At 40.7% G+C, this 18,861-nt stretch carries 18 protein-coding genes; 10 read left to right on the top strand and 8 right to left on the bottom strand.

The window, feature by feature from the left end; all coding sequences use genetic code 11:
- Positions 1–8: 8 nt before the first annotated feature.
- Positions 9–563 carry a GTP-binding protein gene (locus VMUT_RS10565; protein ID WP_052298569.1) on the top strand — a complete coding sequence of 185 codons (555 nt, stop codon included), beginning with the start codon at positions 9–11 and terminating at the stop codon, positions 561–563.
- 54 nt (positions 564–617) lie between these two features.
- On the opposite strand, the gene albA is transcribed toward VMUT_RS10565, so the two are convergent.
- Together albA and VMUT_RS10555 are read right to left on the bottom strand one after the other, a co-directional pair.
- Complete coding sequence (gene albA / locus VMUT_RS10560) at positions 618–899, bottom strand: DNA-binding protein Alba (protein WP_013605400.1); 282 nt, start codon at positions 897–899, stop codon at positions 618–620.
- A gap of 53 nt (positions 900–952) precedes the next feature.
- Positions 953–1,312: a hypothetical protein gene (locus tag VMUT_RS10555; protein WP_013605399.1), complete on the bottom strand. Its 360-nt coding sequence runs from the start codon at positions 1,310–1,312 to the stop codon at positions 953–955.
- Positions 1,313–1,384: 72 nt separating this feature from the next.
- Here VMUT_RS10555 and VMUT_RS10550 point away from each other — a divergent pair, with 72 nt between their 5' ends.
- The 9 genes from VMUT_RS10550 to VMUT_RS10515 all read left to right on the top strand — a co-directional run bounded on the left by VMUT_RS10550 (position 1,385) and on the right by VMUT_RS10515 (position 11,657).
- A complete protein-coding gene (locus VMUT_RS10550; protein WP_013605398.1) occupies positions 1,385–1,717 on the top strand; it encodes a hypothetical protein in 333 nt (110 codons plus the stop codon).
- Positions 1,718–1,723: 6 nt separating this feature from the next.
- Entirely contained in the window at positions 1,724–3,034 is a 1,311-nt protein-coding gene (locus tag VMUT_RS10545) for a crenactin (protein WP_013605397.1), read from the top strand.
- A 72-nt stretch (positions 3,035–3,106) separates the two neighbouring features.
- On the top strand, positions 3,107–3,793 hold the full coding sequence (locus tag VMUT_RS10540; RefSeq protein WP_048057294.1) for a hypothetical protein: 687 nt from the start codon (positions 3,107–3,109) through the stop codon (positions 3,791–3,793).
- Positions 3,780–3,962 carry a hypothetical protein gene (locus tag VMUT_RS12715; protein ID WP_148224751.1) on the top strand — a complete coding sequence of 61 codons (183 nt, stop codon included), beginning with the start codon at positions 3,780–3,782 and terminating at the stop codon, positions 3,960–3,962. Before VMUT_RS10540 ends, VMUT_RS12715 begins: the two co-directional genes overlap by 14 nt.
- Positions 3,952–6,435: an arcadin-4 gene (rkd4, locus tag VMUT_RS10535; protein WP_013605394.1), complete on the top strand. Its 2,484-nt coding sequence runs from the start codon at positions 3,952–3,954 to the stop codon at positions 6,433–6,435. Before VMUT_RS12715 ends, rkd4 begins: the two co-directional genes overlap by 11 nt.
- A gap of 41 nt (positions 6,436–6,476) precedes the next feature.
- Positions 6,477–7,346 carry a dihydrodipicolinate synthase family protein gene (locus VMUT_RS10530; RefSeq protein WP_013605393.1) on the top strand — a complete coding sequence of 290 codons (870 nt, stop codon included), beginning with the start codon at positions 6,477–6,479 and terminating at the stop codon, positions 7,344–7,346.
- 139 nt (positions 7,347–7,485) lie between these two features.
- Positions 7,486–9,228: a hypothetical protein gene (locus VMUT_RS10525; RefSeq protein WP_083805500.1), complete on the top strand. Its 1,743-nt coding sequence runs from the start codon at positions 7,486–7,488 to the stop codon at positions 9,226–9,228.
- Between the two features lie 98 nt (positions 9,229–9,326).
- Positions 9,327–10,982 carry a hypothetical protein gene (locus VMUT_RS10520; protein WP_013605391.1) on the top strand — a complete coding sequence of 552 codons (1,656 nt, stop codon included), beginning with the start codon at positions 9,327–9,329 and terminating at the stop codon, positions 10,980–10,982.
- Between the two features lie 87 nt (positions 10,983–11,069).
- Positions 11,070–11,657 carry an endonuclease dU gene (locus VMUT_RS10515; protein ID WP_048057293.1) on the top strand — a complete coding sequence of 196 codons (588 nt, stop codon included), beginning with the start codon at positions 11,070–11,072 and terminating at the stop codon, positions 11,655–11,657.
- On the opposite strand, the gene VMUT_RS10510 is transcribed toward VMUT_RS10515, so the two are convergent.
- From VMUT_RS10510 to VMUT_RS10485, 6 genes are all read right to left on the bottom strand, one after another.
- Positions 11,644–12,702, bottom strand: a complete 1,059-nt coding sequence (locus tag VMUT_RS10510) for a hypothetical protein (RefSeq protein WP_013605389.1) — start codon at positions 12,700–12,702, stop codon at positions 11,644–11,646. The genes VMUT_RS10515 and VMUT_RS10510 overlap by 14 nt on opposite strands.
- A 2-nt stretch (positions 12,703–12,704) precedes the next feature.
- Entirely contained in the window at positions 12,705–13,070 is a 366-nt protein-coding gene (locus VMUT_RS10505; RefSeq protein ID WP_013605388.1) for a hypothetical protein, read from the bottom strand.
- Between the two features lie 221 nt (positions 13,071–13,291).
- Positions 13,292–14,215 carry a DNA double-strand break repair nuclease NurA gene (locus VMUT_RS10500; protein ID WP_013605387.1) on the bottom strand — a complete coding sequence of 308 codons (924 nt, stop codon included), beginning with the start codon at positions 14,213–14,215 and terminating at the stop codon, positions 13,292–13,294.
- Position 14,216: 1 nt separating this feature from the next.
- Positions 14,217–14,873 carry a hypothetical protein gene (locus tag VMUT_RS10495; protein WP_013605386.1) on the bottom strand — a complete coding sequence of 219 codons (657 nt, stop codon included), beginning with the start codon at positions 14,871–14,873 and terminating at the stop codon, positions 14,217–14,219.
- 11 nt (positions 14,874–14,884) lie between these two features.
- On the bottom strand, positions 14,885–18,310 hold the full coding sequence (locus tag VMUT_RS10490) for a hypothetical protein (RefSeq protein WP_013605385.1): 3,426 nt from the start codon (positions 18,308–18,310) through the stop codon (positions 14,885–14,887).
- Positions 18,311–18,476: 166 nt separating this feature from the next.
- Complete coding sequence (locus VMUT_RS10485; RefSeq protein WP_237699650.1) at positions 18,477–18,782, bottom strand: nucleotidyltransferase domain-containing protein; 306 nt, start codon at positions 18,780–18,782, stop codon at positions 18,477–18,479.
- Positions 18,783–18,861 lie beyond the last annotated feature (79 nt).

Raw genomic sequence — 18,861 nt, 5'->3', positions numbered from 1 at the left:
TGATTGAAATGCCGATAAAGACCGTAAAGATCGTAATAGCCGGACCCTACGGCGCTGGTAAGACAACCTTCGTTAAAACACTAAGTGAGGTATTACCTATTGAAACCGATGTGCCTATAATGAAGAGCTCCATTGATGGTAAAAAGAGTACCACTGTTGCCTTTGATTATGGTAGGATGAAGGTTAGGGAGGACCTTGTTGTGCATTTATTCGGTGTTCCTGGACAGGAAAGATTCAGCTTTATGTGGAAGATAATTGCCAGGGGTATGCATGGCTATTTATTTATAGTTGATAGTTCGAGCGAGGAGAAGGTTAAGGAGTCGCTGGGTATGTATAGTTTCTTCAGGGAGAACTTTCCATCAACACCTCACGTGATTGCCGCAAACAAGCAAGATGCGCCAACAGCAGTTGATATATTTACTGTTAAGAGTATATTGAAGGTTCCCTATGAAGTTAAGGTAATGCCATTAATAGCCACTAATAGAAGGAGCGCCTTATTTGTTCTCGTTACACTTCTCGAGGAAATTAGAAGTTATCTCCTGGAGATATCTAAGTATAGATAAATTAATTGATTTTGTATTATTAATATTTTGAAGTCAGTTATTAATTGTATCTTATTATGCCCTCTCTAGAACTATCTCAATGGCAGCCACTGACCTCTCCTTGCCTCCCTGGCCAGTTACCCTATCAGTTAGTAGCTTTATGTCGCTTATCCTTACTTGGTTTGGTAGGAACTTGTCCCTTATCATTACTGCCGTTGAGACTGCCCTGGCTATTGCACCGCCTCTAGCCTTTAGTATTACCTTCTTGGCTCCTGCGTTGAAGCTCATTACTGTGGCTATTACGTAGCTTGTAGTTGGTTTTTTACCAACCAGTATTGTAGTTTCCTGAGTGCTCATGCCTCTTCGCCACTTCGGTTTCCTCCCCAACCCTTTAAAAACTTAATCCTAGATCACTTAATCAAAAGCCTTATGGAGTATCCACCATTTAATTTATTAAGTAATTCAGCACCATTAATCACATAACCAAGCACATTAACCTGCTCCCCTAAATCAATATTATTCAGTGCAATTACTAGACTTCTTTTCTTAACCCAATAACCAACTTCGTAAGGCTTTAAACTCGTTCTCTTACCCTCACTAACTAGACCAAGGTCCAGCGGAATTATTATGACCTGGCTATACTTTATGGCATTTGCCCTTGCTGGTAATGATTTCCCTAACCTTGCATATGTTAACGGCGAAATGGCTGGTTCTAGTTTTATGATTATGTTTCCAAGATCCCTAACCTCAAGAATTAATTCATTCTCCATAGAACTATACACCTTATAATCTCGTCACAAGAGGCGCAATCTCCTTATAAACCTTATTGCTAATAAACTTATGTGAGTTGCCAAAAGTGTGAGGTTGGCGAAGTAAAGGATGAAGATGATATTGTAAGGGAGAGCCGTAAATTTATATCATGCATATTAAACGGACTTAATCTTAAGCCCTTAGTAATAGACAATGGAATCAAGTATCAGGCAATGTATTACGTAGAGACAACAGGTGAGCATATCAAGGATGTTTTAAATCAAGTATTAAACTGCATAAATGAATCAGCTAGTTCATTACCTGACAAAATGAGGGATTACTTAAAGCCTAGGGTTAAGTCGTTTGATGATACGTACGTAATAATGTTTAATAATGAGTTCATTACGATTAAGGCGATCTGGTGATTCGGCATGATTGACGAGAGCAAGTATAAGCTTAACTACGTGTATGCGGAGGACTTTGGCACTGGGTACTTCAAGTACGGTCCAATAACCCTCAGGGACAAGCCATACATGATTCAAAGCCGTGGGTTATTCCTTAGGGATTTACCCGAGAGCATTAAATTGCTGGTTCCTAAGGAGGTTCTTGAGAGAGGTGTTGTTGTTGGTGATGATATACCCAAGTACCTAAGTTCGATTAGGGATGCCATTAGGAACTTGCGCTACCCGCTTAAGGATGGCATCATTAGGAAGGAGGATGAGGACTCCTGGAAGATAATTAAGGAACTCGCTAGATATGGATTCTCACAATTTTACTCAGACTTCGTTAGAAGAGCTGACTTCAAGGGATTCTTCTTAGTTGTTGCCTTATCAGCACTAGCCCCTGACTATATGAGAGATAGAATGATAGAGATCCATAGGGAAATTGATGAGGAATTCGGCGGCAAGCTACTTCAAGCTGTTACGATAATAGACCAACCATTTGCCGTCGCGATTGCCGAGAAGGCCGTGACATGCACAGTAATTGAGGCTGGTCACGGCAATATACAACTTGTACCTATTAGTTACGGTCCCATTAGAGAGGGCATCGTCGCACTCAATAGAGGTGGCGCTGAGGCCAATGCAGTCACTAGGGAGGTGCTTAAGGACTCAGGCTATGGTGATTTGGCAAAGGATGAGTATGTAGTTGAGATGGTGAAGAGAGCCGTGGGCTTAATACCTAAGAACCTTGATGATGCTGTTAAGAAGGCTAGGGATGACCCTGATAGATTTGCTATTAAGGTTAGGATAAATCCGTTAATTGAGATTGAGTTGAGGGATACTGCATGGATGAGATTTCTAATAGGTGAAGTTGTCTTTAATCCAAGACATGATATCTTTACGAGTTATATGCAGCAGGGTAGGCTTGTTATTGAGGATACCACGGTAGGAGATATGGTGTTTTATGGCGAGATGGATATTGCTGAGGCATTAATAACGAGCATCAGGAAGGTTCCTGTGGAGATACAGGATAAGATAATGAGTACGATAATACTCAGCGGTGGTGCGTTTAATTGGTCAGTACCACCTGGTTTGGAGGATGTCGCTGTTAATAGTGTGGATAAGACCAGGTTAATGGTTTCTGAGAAATTACCTGATCTAGCTAATAAGCTGAGCATTAGCATTGTTAAGGATCCACAGTTTAGTGTTTGGAAGGGGGCAATAATTTATGGCTATGCATTGCCTAATAATGTGAAGTGGAATGAGAGGACTAAGGAGGGTTGGTATTACCTTCATCAATAAGCACGTTTAAATGAGTTTATTGATTCAATTAGGTTAAAAAGTAAGTTGTTAAGTAATAATTATGTAGGTATAATGAGCATTGAACTTGCGAAGAAGCTACTTGAGGAATGGTTATTACAGAGAGGATTTAAGATACTGAACAAATTAAGTGATAGGGAATTAATCCTTACGGAGGGTAATAACACGGTTTACCTTAGGATCTCAATTGAGGAATTTCCCACGGACTCCTACATAGTTGATGAACTCAGTAATGTTATGAGGAATAGATTTAATTACAATAAGGCATACATAGCCTTCCCACAGAGCGCCAGGGATTTAATCAATGGTAAGTTATTTAGGAGCAATAGGGTTGGTGTTTACATATATGACCTATCATCGACAGATCCCGAAAAGGCCGTGGAGGAGTTAATACCAAGTATACCGATACAATTACAACAGGAGGTTAATGAGGACATTAAAGGTAGAATAGATGAATTAGAGAGGGTTATTAATGACGTGAAAAACGCATTGTCAAGCATCAATATTCAACCATTAACTAAGGATATCAATGAACTTAGGGATAGGGTAATGAGAATTGAACATACATTGAATGAATTAATCGAGAGAGTTAGTAGGCTTGAGAATTTGGGATTACAAAGCATGAGAAATTCAATAATTAATACACAGGGGAGTTCATCGGTTAGTAATGAATTACCTGACTTTCTCAGTAATAATCCCTGGGTTGATGTATTAAGGAAGAAGGGTGGTGGAAGTGGGTGAACTTGATGAATTAATCATTAAGTTCCTTAGGGATAGGCTTGGTCAAGATGCTGAATTAGCCATTAGGCTTTACATGGCTTATAAGGAGGGTGGTAGGAGGGGTGTCATTAAGGCAATTAATGAGGAGTTGAGTAAGGTTGGTATTGAGGTGAATGAGAATGAGGATTAGAATCAATGAATTAATTATTAGGGATTTTAGGGGATTTATGGGTGAGAATAGGATTTCCTTTAATGACGGTATTAATATTATTCATGGGCCCGTGGGTTCTGGAAAAACAAGTATTGTTCAATCTATTGAGTACGCACTCTACGGTACGCAGTTAGAGGTTAAGGAGAGGGTTTCGAAGCTGACTGATTTAATCAACGAGGAAGCCAACTCATTACTTGTTAAGTTAGTACTTACTAATGGTATTGAGGTAATAAGGGAACTTAAGAAATCAGGCGAAAATGTGAGAGAAAGTTCCAGCGCGATCATTAATGGAATTAGGTATAAGGATGATGAAGTTACTTCTAAAATTATCGAGACTCTTGGTGTGGATGATGATGATTTCGAGAGATTCGTATTGGTTACCCACAGGACACTTGAGGCATTGGTTTACGGTAGCGTTACAAAAAGAAGCTTATTCATTGATAAATTATTTGGCCTTGAGATACTGGACAATTTAAATAGGTCATTACCAATGTCGCAAATTGAGGACTTAATTAATAAACTTAGGCAGAGACTGGCTAGTGTTAAGGAACTTCCAGAAATAATTGTTAAGTATGGTTCGATTGAGAGAGCGCAAGGAAAGGTTAATGAGCTTAGGGAGGAGATCGAGAAGCTAAGGAAAGAGGAAGAGGAACTTAGTAATGCTTACAATAATCTATTGAGAAAGAGGGAGGAGCTACTAAAGGGTTTTAGGGGTATTGAGGACATCTACAGTAATTATATTGCCACTAGAATCAGAAGAGAGAACCTTGAGCAGGAGCTTGAGAAGGCCGGTATTAAGGAGGTTAATGAGACGAGCATTAGACTTAGGCTTGAGAGACTTAGGGATTTATTAATTGAGAAGCTTGAGGAATTTGCACTTGTTAAGGAGGCCGATGATGTTAGTAAGCTCGTAATAACTAATGATAACTTATCCGAGGTAACTGAGAAGGTATACAATGCCTTTGAAGGACTCGCGAGGCTTAAGGATAAGTTTATCGAGGATAAGGAATACCTTAGCAACATTCGTAACGACCTAGAGCTTCAGTCCGAATCCCTGAAAGCATCTCTCAAGGAATTAGAGAGCAGGATCTCGCAGGAGGAACCTAGGGTTAGGGAATACAAAGCACTAGTTAATAAATATGGAGAGCCGGTTAAGATTAGGAGGGATGTTGAGGAGTTTAGGAGAAGGCTTGAGAGACTTAGTGTTGAGGAAGGCTTTAGGTCGTCGTTGTTAAATGTCCTTCAATACATATTAAGTAATCACGAAGAGAGGTGTCCAGTCTGTAATAAGTCGTTAAGTGAGGAGGATTATGAGAACATTAAGAGGAGGATTGAGGAGTTATCCAGAAGTCGTAATGATGAAATTGAGGATATGAAGAATAAACTGAACGAACTAGAGAGAGTACTAACTAATATGGAGACTTTATTACCCATTGTTAATGATTATGAGGCTACGATTGAACGTTCACGTGATATTAGGTCAAGACTTGAAACCGTTCTTTCGAAACTAGAGACCATTGAGAAGTCTATTAGGGATATTGATAGGAGAATTCAGACACTTACGAGATTTGTTGATGAGTTTAGGGCCGAGGTGGATGAGATCGATAAGGAAATTTCATACTTAAGGAGATATAGGGAGCTTAACTCCCTGAGACGACAGGAAGAGGAGCTTAGACAACAGCTTAGTAATCTTGGGATTGATACGAGAGCAATAACAGGTATTGAGGATCAAATTAGGTATATTGATGAGAGATTAACCCAGGTTAGGGCTAAGTTGAGCGATGATTCGGCCGAATTAAGTAGATTGGAACTGGCTTTATCAAGTATAGGATTTGATAAGGAGGACCCATCAACACTAAGGAAAAGGCTTGACTTTCTAGAGGACTTCTACAATAAATTAACAAGAATTAGGGCAGGTATTAGGGATGTTCAAGCAAGGGTTAGGGATGAGATGATTAAGATTGTTAGGGATAATGTTGGCTCAATATTTGAAATGCTATATCCATATGATGATCTTGAGGGTGCGGGCATTGAGGTTACAGTGAAGGATAAGGGCATTATTGGCATTGTTAGTGAGTATACGCTCTATGCCTTCAGGCCTGGCGGTAGGAAGGTTACAATATCAAGGTTAAGTGATGGACAGAGGTTAACAATAGCACTTTCATTTCTACTAAGTGTCTATAGGGCCACTAATCATAATATCGATTTTCTACTAATGGATGAACCAATACCGTATGTTGATGAAAATATTAGAAGAGCCTTCGCATCATTATTAACGAGATTCATTAGCGAAGGCTTGATCAACCAAGTAATAATTACGACACAGTCAGAGGGCTTGGTTAATGACATTGTGAATGCGGCTAGGGAAGCCAATGTTAGGTATAGCATGATTAAGTTAATTAAGGAAGAAAACAAGAGAAGGATTGTTCAGATTACTGATTATGATATGTAAGTAAATAGTTTTATTAAGGGCCTAGAACCCGTATCTCCTTGATGGAGGGAATATTTGTAGCCCTGGCAATTCCGTTTAAAAACGGTAAATTAGACACGGAATCTCTTGCAAAACACGTTGATTCCTTAACGAAGGCTGGTGTTGACGGTTTCTATCCATTCGGAACAACGAGTCAGGGACCATACCTAACAATTGAGGAAAGGAGAACAGCCCTTGAGACAATAATGAAGCATACCAATAAGCAATTGATAGTTCACGTATTCTCCTTTGATTGGAATGAAGTCGTTGAAACCATCAGATTAGCCGAAAGGTTCGGCGCTATAGCCATATCGTCAATACCACCAATTTACTATAAACCAGACTACGAAGCATTAAGGAGGTATTACACAAAGCTCTCTGAGGCAACTAAATTACCAATATACATATATAACATACCGCAGAATACAGGATTCAATGTAACACCAGATCTCGTGGCAAAGCTCATCAATGACGGCGTTAAAATAGCCGGTGTTAAGGATAGTACTGGCGATATAACGCAAGTAATGGGCCACGTGAGGCTCGGCATAACAGTACTAAATGGGGCAGACTCAACAATACTACCAGCCCTAATGGTGGGTGCCAAGGGATGCATATCGGCCATGGCAAACGTACTCCCTGAGGTAATGAGAAGCATGTTTGATGATTTCAAAGCCGGCAGGTTACAATCAGCCATGGAAAAACAGGACTTAATAGCCAGGGTTAGGGAATTAACCAGGGATTATCCGGGCGTTGATGGCTATTACAAGCTGGTTCACCTGCTTCGTTACGACTTCGGAACCGTGAAGGAGCCATACCTAAGGCCGTTAAGCGAGTCCGAGGTGCAAAGGCTTAGGGACGGATTAATAAGGCTAGGCTTAAAGCCCAGGACGTGATATCGCCGTTGATTAAATAATCGTTCAATTACGCTCGGTTCACTTTTTAAGAACACCCTACTAAGAAAAAAGCTTGTTGCATTGAGGAATATTCTCGATGATTGTGAGTACTAATTATAGACGGGTCGTTACAGTAGTAATGTTGATTATATCCATTGTCACCATTGCTATCCTCATCACGGTGTTTGCTCAACCATCGAGCCCTAGTCCAATTTTAACAATTAATACCAACGAGTACCAGGTTTATTACTACAACATAACAAGCCTAAGAAAGCCAATACTCATAGTACGCGGATACCTAAATAACAACCCAGTACCATTCACCATAAGCCTATTCGCACTAGGCAATGGACATGTGTACACGGTTGGTTACTACTATGGGGTCGGCTTAGTAAACATAAGCTTAGCGTCAAAACCAATAGTAAGCATAGCGGAGGAAACGATAAAGATCATGATATCTAACGGGAACCCACCCAATGTAGTATGGCCCTCCATACTCGCACTAATTACCTATTTCGACAAGTCTACAAATGAGACAAGGACCGTAATAGTGACAATACCTTACGACCCAACCTGGGTAATAAACAATGTATCAATGATCATAAGCCTAAACATAGACTTTAATAAAGTAATGCCAGTAAAGGTGGAAGTAGCACGTAACTACAACGCCACATCAACGACAAACTTACCTACAGATCCCTATGGCTTTGTAGGGCCATACAACTGCCTTGGGAATAGCAATGTTCAGAATGCCGCTCCATCACCAATTCCCGCAGGTGCAGGAGTCTTTTATTGGCAGCCACGTGCATGTGCAGGGTTTAATGGTTCAGTACCCATTTTATGGGTTGCCTGGGGTAAGGATGCATGGAACAATAATATTGGTGGTGGGATTGTCTTAAGTATAGGTGGTTATGTTCAGCAGGGCTCCGGCCTTTATGGCGTGGCTAATGTACCCGGCTCTAGACTTGAAGTTATTGGACCAACACTGCAATTTTCAAGCAACTTACCCATTTATGGAGGTTATAATGGTTATAATTATGTCGATAATATTTACGTAAATTTCGTATTTTCATCTAGCTCCTCATTATCATACTCATACCCGAACTTATATTATTACGTTAATAAGGGTCCAGGTTTCCTCTATTTGGGTATTAATGGTACCCTAGCCTTAATTCAATTCCAGGAATACTATACGGACCAGTATGGCTTCACCTACCCAATTAATGAGCACGCAAATGCTACGGCAATAATCAACCTATTGCCGGGCACGATACATAATAGCATTCTTTACCTATGGCCAGGTATTGATCTTGGTAATGGGATTATGAGCTTCATAATGGGCCAGACGGCACCTAGATTTAATTTAATAAGTTCAAGCTATGTCTATGACTACGTATTCATATCAAGGGATAGTTACGGTAATTATCACTACAGCGGATTATGTACGTCAAATCCCAATATAATATGTACGTCGTCAGGATGCTACTTCCCAATTAGTGTAATTACATCTACATTCAATCCTAATCCCCTAGGAATCGCGGCACAGGTAGGCTTATTTGTGGCCGGTCTAATCCTTGCCTATCCAACCGTTGGTTCAAGCATAGCCGCGATATTTGGTGGAAATCAATTTCTGGCAGGCCTAGCTACTTCAGCAGCCCTTGGTATAGCTGGCTTGATGGTTCCACCGCCAGGCTCTTCATCATTCTTCTACTTCAATACCAACGTAAATCTAGTCGCTAATTATGGTTCAAGTTGTTACGTGGCATTCTACGGAACACCGGTTAAGTACGAGTACGGCTCAATAACCAGTGAAGCGTTTCCTGTGGGTATAATCATAAACTCAACCCAGCCCTACTTAGGAAGCATTTACTGCAATAAGTAGGATAAAGGACAGTATTATTGTAAGTTAATTCCATGTTCATACCGCTCTACCACGACTCGAAGCGCAATATATATCAGATAGAATAATTCATTAATCTGATGATAAGAAAGCTAGGGTTTATATCAATAGTGCTTGCCATAACCATAGTCTCAATAATACTCTCCCTGCTCAATGCCGTACAGGTTCAACCAAGTCCCGTGGAAGTAATTAAGGTTGGTTCCAGTACAATATCGTACTATAGCACACCACCATTAAGTAGTATGGTGCCAGGCTTGGTGATTAGGATCTACCTTGCTAATGGATCTTCAATAACGCCTGTAAACGCCTTCGTTAGTGTGTACGCAAGTGCACCAAGCGGTGTAGTGCCTATAATCCATACATACGGTAACGTCATTAACATACCGTTCAATAATAGTAATTGGGCTTACGTAGTAAACAGGTGGTTAGGGACCGGAATGTCCGTGAGTGGTTATAATACATCATTGCTCGTATTCATAACCTATCTCAAAAATAATGATTCGTGGACAATGCCAATGGTGATTCCATACAATGTTGGCTGGGCTCTCGCGGCACAAAGACCTGGCCTGGTACCTGGTGTGAAGCCTATGTATATATTGGCTACCGTGTACATAAACGTAAGCTCAATAAGGCCGTTCAAGATCATAATAACTAATCACATAGTTAATTTAACGGATCCAGAGATCTTCGGCACATACAATGGCTATACGGTATATAATTGTAGTTTAAGTGGACCGCAACCAAATGCGTATATGGAATTGCCATATGAGTTCTGGCCGGAGAGTACATGCGTAGGTATTAATGGGTCATTACCGTTGGCTTGGGTAACCTGGAGTAATGGCGTGTTGAATAATGATAAGGGGCTGGGAATTACGTTGGCAATTGACTTTTCAGGCACTATTAATTGGAACGCTATGGCGACGGGTTATGGTGATATAGGCGCATCTTACAGCACGCAGGAGAATTGGGTTGGGAATACCGCGGAGTATGTACTTGGATCTCAAATAAGTGAGTCAGGTTCTATTTATTATTATTATGAGGATGCTACCTGGGCTATTGTTCGGTATAGTGCCTGGTACGTTGACCCAACGACTGGTTATACGGAGTACTTGGGTACGACGACCGTTTCTGAGGTGCTCTATGTACCTAGGTATGATGCTTATAACGTCGCGCTTGATTATGGTAATGGAACAATCAGCCTGCTGTATTACGGTGCAGTACCGTTGTCTGAGGAGTACTTTGGATATTCGGCGCTGAATGCTTCCTCCGTTGTTGATTATACCGGTTTTGAATACACAAACACCGGCTCTGAATACCTCTATGAGTGTAATGGACCTGTTGGCGCATTTAATGGGTATTACCAGATACAGCTTAGTGGTGTCAATACTGCGTATGGTTTAAGTGCGCCGCAACTGGGTACTGGGCTTGCTGGAATAGTCCTTGGTCTTGCGGCATTGATACCCAATACTGCGTCTCTCGATATTTTGCTAAGCGTTGGTGGCGCATTATTCAGCGTTGCAAGCATGTTATTGCCTCTATCAACATCATCAACGGTGCAGCAGACCTGGGTTGAGTTCTTCAATGTTGGTGTTGGTACGAATCTATACATATCTGTGGTTGACGCATCGCAGGTATATGGTTTACCCACCTTCGGCTTCATACTCAATGCGACTAATTATTATGGAAATCCACAGTCATATACGTGTAAATACGGCGAAGTTTTCCAAATTGGTTAATGATGCGGAATTCTTCATTGCGATACGCTTTAACCTGGAACAATTATTAAACCTATTAAATTCGCTTAATTTGTAGTGATTAATGGAATGAGCGTTGATTCATTGATTAGTAAGCCTGGTATAAGGGCTCTTGGCATAGCTGAGAGTTTTAGGCTGGATCTTAAGTACTCGATATTGGTTGGTGTTGTCATGAGGAGCGATGGCATTATTGATGGAGTATCGCTAGGCAGGACCACTATCGGTGGTTTGGATGCAACAGATGCCGTAATAAGTCTATACAAGTCATTTAATAGGAATGACATTCAATTGGTAATGACTGATGGATGCATAATATCTTGGTACAATATAATTGACCTTGAGAAGCTAACGGATACACTGGGCTTACCAATAATATGCCTAACCTTCGAGGAGCCCGAAGGCGATGTCATAAACGCACTAAGGAAACTATTCCCAAATGACTCGGACACGAGGATAAGGCTTTATGAAAAGTTAGGTAAGCCCAGGGAGGTGCTGTTACCTGGTGGTTTAAGGATTTATGTGAGGTTTACGGGTATTGATTATAGGACAGCTAGGACGATAATTAGGAAGTTCACTAAAGAAGGCAAGAGACCTGAACCCATTAGGATTGCCAGGTTAATAGCAAATGCATTACTCAATTATTCTAGAGAACCTTAATCCTCTCACCACTTAGGTATGATACGGCAACCTCAATGTAGGCAATAAATACAAGGATTAAGGATATAATGATTAATTGGAAACTAACTAGGTAGTAAATTGCTCGTAATATTGCCGATATGAAGAGGAGTGTTGGTATTTCGAAGCCAGCAATTCCGTAGTGCCTCATTGAGAACCAGAGGATCCCTGGGTTGAGCATTGGTATGCATAGTGATGACATTATCACGGCTATAAACCCTATGAAGAACATATGAATGGCATCACCCAGCGGAACACCAATTAATGATAATATAGCAGTAATGATTAGCGATACCCTACCAAGCGAGGAACCGATTGAGTATGCCCTAGCGTATATCGTGTTAAATGCCTGACCAAATCTCCTTGGTACTCCAATAACCACCAACGTGAATAGTGAAAATACTGCCAGGACTATGGGATTATCGAGGAAGTACGTCATCACGGGGAGCAAGACCGTGTATGGAATATCAACGGCATAAATAGGCCTTTGCCTACTCTCAACACGCCTCATGAGACTTGCTATTGATGCCACGGGGAAAACCAATAACCTAAAATCGCTCATATAGAAAGCAATTGCAAGGCTAATTAGGCCACTTAAGAAAAACGTGTTAGGCCAGTAAAGTGGCTTTCTGCCTAAACCACCCCTAATGATTAATAATAATGCATAGTAGAGAACTAAAATCACACCCACTATCCAATTAAACCATAGGCCGAGTGTATACGTTATAATCCACGTAACTGCTAACAAGCCAATTAATATTGACGCGAATGGACTTGGCATAACCCTGGTAAAACCAGGATGTTGACTAAACATTATACCCACATAGAAAAGCACTAAGCCGCCGAGCATTAAATCTCCATGCAGACTTCCATACCTTAACATTAGCACTGTGGAACCGGCTATGAATGATACCATGGAAATAATAATTAACGCCTGAGAAACCCTCATTTGATAAACAAACCAACTCCTATAAACATCCTGTGGTAATTTATCGAAAATACCTCCGAAAAACACTTGCCTAAGCATTATTACTCACCTGAACACGCAACTTCAGAATTAACCTCCACAGCCTTATTAAGCATGTTTTTGAGGGTATCTTTTACACCCTGCTTAATACTGAGCCTATCAAGGCAATCAATAATATACTTAATTACTGACTCTGAGGGTTCCATACTGCACTGTGAACCAACACAAAATATACAATAAAGGAAACTACCCTCTACCTGTGTGCATGATCTTGACGCTTCACTAAGTATTGCATTAGCCTCATCATTACTAAGCCTAACCATCCAAGTACCATAGGTCTTATTAATGTATGCCGTGCACTCAAACTCATCATAAACAGCCAGGCACCTCCTAAGCTCATTTATTGCACGTACAATGTAAATCAACATCCATCAGAATAAAATCCGCAACGCTTTATTTACTTAATGGTCATTGCAAGAAATAAAACATTAAATATAGAATAATGCATTATTAATGGATGATTAGGTCAGGGACGCTACTGATAATGTGATGAATTGAACCCGGGATGAAACTTGAAATTGCACATCCATATACCTTGAAGCAATCTTCCTGACCTTATTTCCTAGTTTCGATTAAATTTGGATGAAGATCATTTATTCTTTACATACTCATTCAGTCCTATCTTCAGGTACATACCCCTTAATTCACTCAAAACCTCACCACCTAATTTTTCCATGATGAGTCTCACCATACTCCTGAAGTCCATGTTTACCTTAGCAAACCTATCAACTACATACAGTGGGGCTGGATACCCAAGCCTCGGCATTATTGATAGCGGCGCTATGCGTGATATTACATGTTGAATCATGCCAGGATCACCAATATACTCGGTGTATATTGGTAATGCGGCCGGTAGGTATTGAACATAGAAGCCATAGACCTCCTTATCACCAATCTTACCAACCACGTAGGGTTTCGTCATTAATGCATTAGTGTTTTTGGTCTTATCTCTGTAGGTCTCCATTATTATGTGCATTATTAATGGCTCCTCCATTATTTGCAACGCCTTGTTAATATAGTTCTTAAACTCAGTATCGATTATCCCCTGTGAATACCTATTGCTTCTAACATCCTTAATATGCGCAAGTACTGGCACATTAAATTTGCCCACGTAGTTCCTCCCTATTAATGCCCCATCGAGCAACACAACATCTATTGGGAAAATCCTTGACGCTTCCAATGCATACTTAACCTCCATGTCCAGGGCAATTCTCTCTAACTCCTCACTCGAAACCCCTAGTAATGCCTCAAACCTAGTTAGTATATGTCCCTTACCATTGGTATTCATTAACATGGCTATGTTAATAACAGCTATCCTAAAACCGAGATAAACTATCTCCGTAAACCCCGAGTCTACGGCTATGAATTTAATAAACCCCCTATTCGGCGTAACCTCAATTATATTCTCCATGAAATTATTAGCATCATTAAGCAGACCAAGTGCCTTATCCCGTATTTGCGTAATCCTCGTCTCAATAAGCTCCAGCATGTTTATTATTACGTCATTAAACATCTTAATTCCTCCTCGGATAAATCCTAGTCTTCACCTCACTGATTATTCTCTCAATCAACTCCCTATTGATATTATCACCCTCCACGGCACCAACACTCATTAATATATCAACTATGTAAGGTGGTAACTTACTTACATTACCATCCTGGAGAAATTCCTCAAGGTATGCTAATGTGCGTGAAACCTTCTTACTACGTCTCTCAGATATTATTAATGAGGCTAGTTCATCCACGGCATCACTAATACTAACACCTGACTTAGCATTACTTAACAATAGCTTTAGTTCATTAATTAAGGGTTCCTGATCATGAAGCAGGTAAATAAGCAATGGCCTTGCAAAGAGTATTACCTTACCGTTCAGTGAAACTCCAAGTGTCTCGCCCTTAGTACCCTTGATAACTGCATCACCATTAAGTTCTCCAAGACCTATTAATGTCCTTAATACTGTATTTCCAACTATTATTTCATCAATGAAATACCTCTTAACGGGTACTATGGATTCCGGTTTTGAAGATATTATTAACTGAGCCCTTGTATTTAGTGACTTAAGGCTACCGTTTAAGTCAATTATCACTGTTGCACCATCAACATTACCATTACAATTAAATTCATCATTACTCACACAACCTCTTCCAAGCCCAAGTACTGTAACCTTCATTGCTCATCACCTCATGTCACATACTTCCTATCAATTAAGCCAACCCTCCACATACTTTCTAAGTACTTATTAACCGTGGAGACATCCATACCGAATTCCTTAGCAATGGTCTCATCGTCAATACCCACATTAGGCCCTAACGAGACTATCCTAATGAGTAAATCCCTGGGTATATTAAGTTCCTTACTAATTCCATCAATTGCTCTATCCACAATTCTGACCGCCTCACCTATATACTTCGCATTATCAAATGTTGGTGATGGATTTGGTATTTCAGGAGCCCCACCGCTCAATAACTTACTCACTAGCTTATTTCTGGCTCTCTTCTTAAGCCATGCTGTTATCTTCACGTACTTATCAATCAATGTATTAACATTACTTAAGATGTCGCTGAGTTCCTTACGCCTAAGCTCCACGATGCGTATAAGCTCATTTAGGTAGTTATTCAAGGCATTTAACGAACCAAGTCTCACTAACGGTAGTAGGTCATTTACAAAATCATCGAGATTCATTGTGGTGATCTCAGTACCTATTATTGTTGATGCATTACCTAGGATGTTTGTTAATTCCATGTATTCCTTAATTCTATCCTCAATATCCCTTAATGTATTCACTAAATTAACAATATCATTAACCTCAGAATTTATTGTATCTAGTATTGTTGGAAGGCTCTCCTTAACATTCTCCAACTCAAGACCACTAAGCCTTGAGATATATGCCTTAATCCTCTCAACTAAATTATTAATTTTGGACTCTATTTCGGCGGATATGCCAGTTAGATAATCATCAATTCCTTTCCTGACACTACTGAGTTTGTTCATCACCTCCTTAATGGCATTATTTAAGGATGATGATAATATTGACAACTCATTATTTAACTCATCAAGCCTTTGATCAATCTCGCTCTCTACCCCATCAACACATAACATGAAGAGCGAGTATCTCTTAAGGAACTCACTTGATGTTTCTGGGACAGCCTTAAGTAGCGCTAATGCCTTTTCGCAGTCATTTCCTTGTATATTAATACCTGGCTTAATCTCGATATTTATTTTCAATTCATCAATACTTATCGTTAATGGCTTATAAAGCGACTCGTTAAGTCTATTTAGGTAATTACTAAGTACATTTAGCACCTGCGGTACAAGTTCAGGGGTATATGGTGCGTATTCCGTTAAGTCAGCACTAATGGGTAATAGTAAACCCCTAAGACTAAGTAGCTTTATTAAGTCGCTCTCCCTGAACTCCCTCCATAGGTGCGTTGGGTATAACCTCCTTACTAGGTACTCAAGCTCCTTACCTGTAAAACTCGACTTACCCAATGACTTAAGATAATTAATGAAACTCGACTCAACAATACTTATTTTAGCCCTACCGCCTTCATCCCTAAATATCTCGGGCTGATCATTGAGATTTTCACCCTTAATCCACGCCTCAACGATCCGCCTAATAACAACGTCCTTAGACTCCTTAGCACCGCGTTTAACTGCCATCGTGTACTGAAGAACCCTCTGCCTAACCTTATCTCTAAATGCCAGGATCTCATCCCTATAATCATTAAGTCTTTCTAGAAACACGGAGTACTCCCTTGGAACTTTATCCAGTCTTTCAAGCCTGGACCCAATCACTATGGATCTAAGTTCATCAACCTTATCAGAACCAAATACTGAGAAGTATGTAAAGTCCGTTACTGGACCAAGCACGAACTTCCAGGATAACCTACTAACTGGCTCAACAACATTTTTCATAATATCTCCTGTGAGTAACGTTCTTGACATTATAATCACCAATAACGAATCAATGAATCTTTCCTGCCCATTAATGACCATTGCACCCTCATTCACAACCTTACTCAGCAACTTAATGAGTTGGTTAGGATCACCATCAATACTCACTATAACGCCAATCCTAGCATCAAGCGGATTCTCAATAATACCAAACCAGGCACCCGATGATGGATAAAGCGTTACTTGAGAACCAAGTGCAGCTCTAACAACCTCCATGGCTAGATCCTCGCGGAAGGTATTAACAATACTAATAGCCTTACTAACCTCCTCCTTAGCCCTAATAATCTCCTCGGGCTCCTTACCAAACACGAGAATCCTATGCAACCTAGGGGACGCTTGATAGGCCTTGACAATGCTTATCGCTGATGAAATCTTAGCACTGCTTGGAAAAATAACGTAGATCACGGGTTCACCTTCATATGCCGTGTAGTACGAACCATAGCCTATCGATATATCCCTCAAATCGCCCTCAATAGGCGCCAACCCTAACTTAATTAATTCATTATTGACTCTGCTTAATCCATCACTGTCAAGCTTAAACCTAGCGACTTGCACCTCCTCAATAAGCCCCGCCTTAACCATTGCATTTATGTAGGAAGTCACATCATACCCAAGCTCCGAACTCAAGTCATTGATATCCCTAGGAACACCTGACAGTAATAATGCCTTAAAAACCCTGGACCCCCTCTCATCACTAGGACCCTCATTAATCACATCCAGATATGCCTTCAACTCGCCACTGGAGACCTCGCTCTTCAGGAACTCCTCAAATAACTCGTAATTAAGCTCCTTACCCCTCTCCACAATCATGTCCAGGAGCTTAGACGTGAACTTAACCAAGGCCCTCGGCGAAGCCTTACCGCCCTCAGTGTTAGCCACCAACTCATAAAGCGTGGCCAGGTACTCACGCCTCAGTGGATGAAGAGCATTAATTAAGCCCTTTCTCACCAGGTCAAGTCTATCATCGGTTGAGTAGGCATTGAATCGCTGTAGTAGCATTGCTTCATAGAGCCATAGGGGCATTCTCTCATCAAGCACTATCTCCATGTATACTCTACCCCTCGTTATGTCAAACACGTCAGGCACCATGTTCTTGAGAATGTTATAATAAAGCTGCGGTGTGAAAGCCAGCACTACCATAACCTTACTAAGTCTCTTTGGATCCACACCTAATACATCCCTGTAATTCCTAGGCTCAATCAACGCCCTAATCAAAGAACCGAGCTTAATGACCAAGTCCCTAACCTTAGCAGCATCGCCAGGGCTAAGGGCATTACTAAGCTCAACAGCCCTACTAACCTCATCAGCCTCATCAATAAGCACGAGTAGAGGCTCACTGGAGTTACCGCGGGCCTTAAGCAATGAGTTAATGACAACATTAATATCAAGACCAAAGGACAGCGGAAGCCTAAGAACCCTAAGCCCAAGGCCCTGCGCCACGGCCTCCACAGCATCAAGCAACTCACTCTTACCCCAACCATACTGCCCAACAATGACAACAGCAATATTATCACCACCTCTAAGAAAAGCATTAATCGCCGCCCTAACCCTCTCAAGCTCACCCTCAAAACCCACAGGCGAGTACCTACGCTCAATAGGCGGAACTCCACTTGGATTCAACGGCCTATCAATAAACCCAAACCTACTATACATTATCAATGATTGAATTATTATGAACCATTAATTAAGAAATCAAACAAAATAAACTAACCTACAAAACCAGGGCATCAACATTCATAACCACCCTCACCTGCTAAAGTCCACCGCATAGGACACGCTCTGTACGATGCTTAGAAAATGTGAGTTAATCATATCTTAATTAATTACTAAATCTCTCGTAATAAACCAGCTCATTGGGCATCCTGATATGCACCTCAAAGGGAGGCCCAATACCTGCCCTCCACAACTTCTCGAGAACAATTCCGGGGTCAGCATTGGTTATTACCAATACATCAATATCACTCGATAATGCGTACCTATTCTCAGCAACAGAACCGAATAGGTAAACCTCAGCATCAGGGTCTATGGACCTAACAACCTCCTTAATGATACGAAGGTACTTATCAAGTTTCTTGAATACGTCCTGACGCATCCTAGCATCCTTAATTAAATAATCATAATTCACCACTCATTATTTCATTAACAACCCTAATTAACCCTTCAGCCTACTCTCTCGTATATTCCCTTGATACATATCTAGCATC

Origin of the sequence: Vulcanisaeta moutnovskia 768-28, from assembly GCF_000190315.1 — an archaeon.
GTDB classification, from domain to species: Archaea; Thermoproteota; Thermoprotei; order Thermoproteales; family Thermocladiaceae; genus Vulcanisaeta; species Vulcanisaeta moutnovskia.
This window is presented reverse-complemented; position numbering and strand designations above follow the sequence as displayed.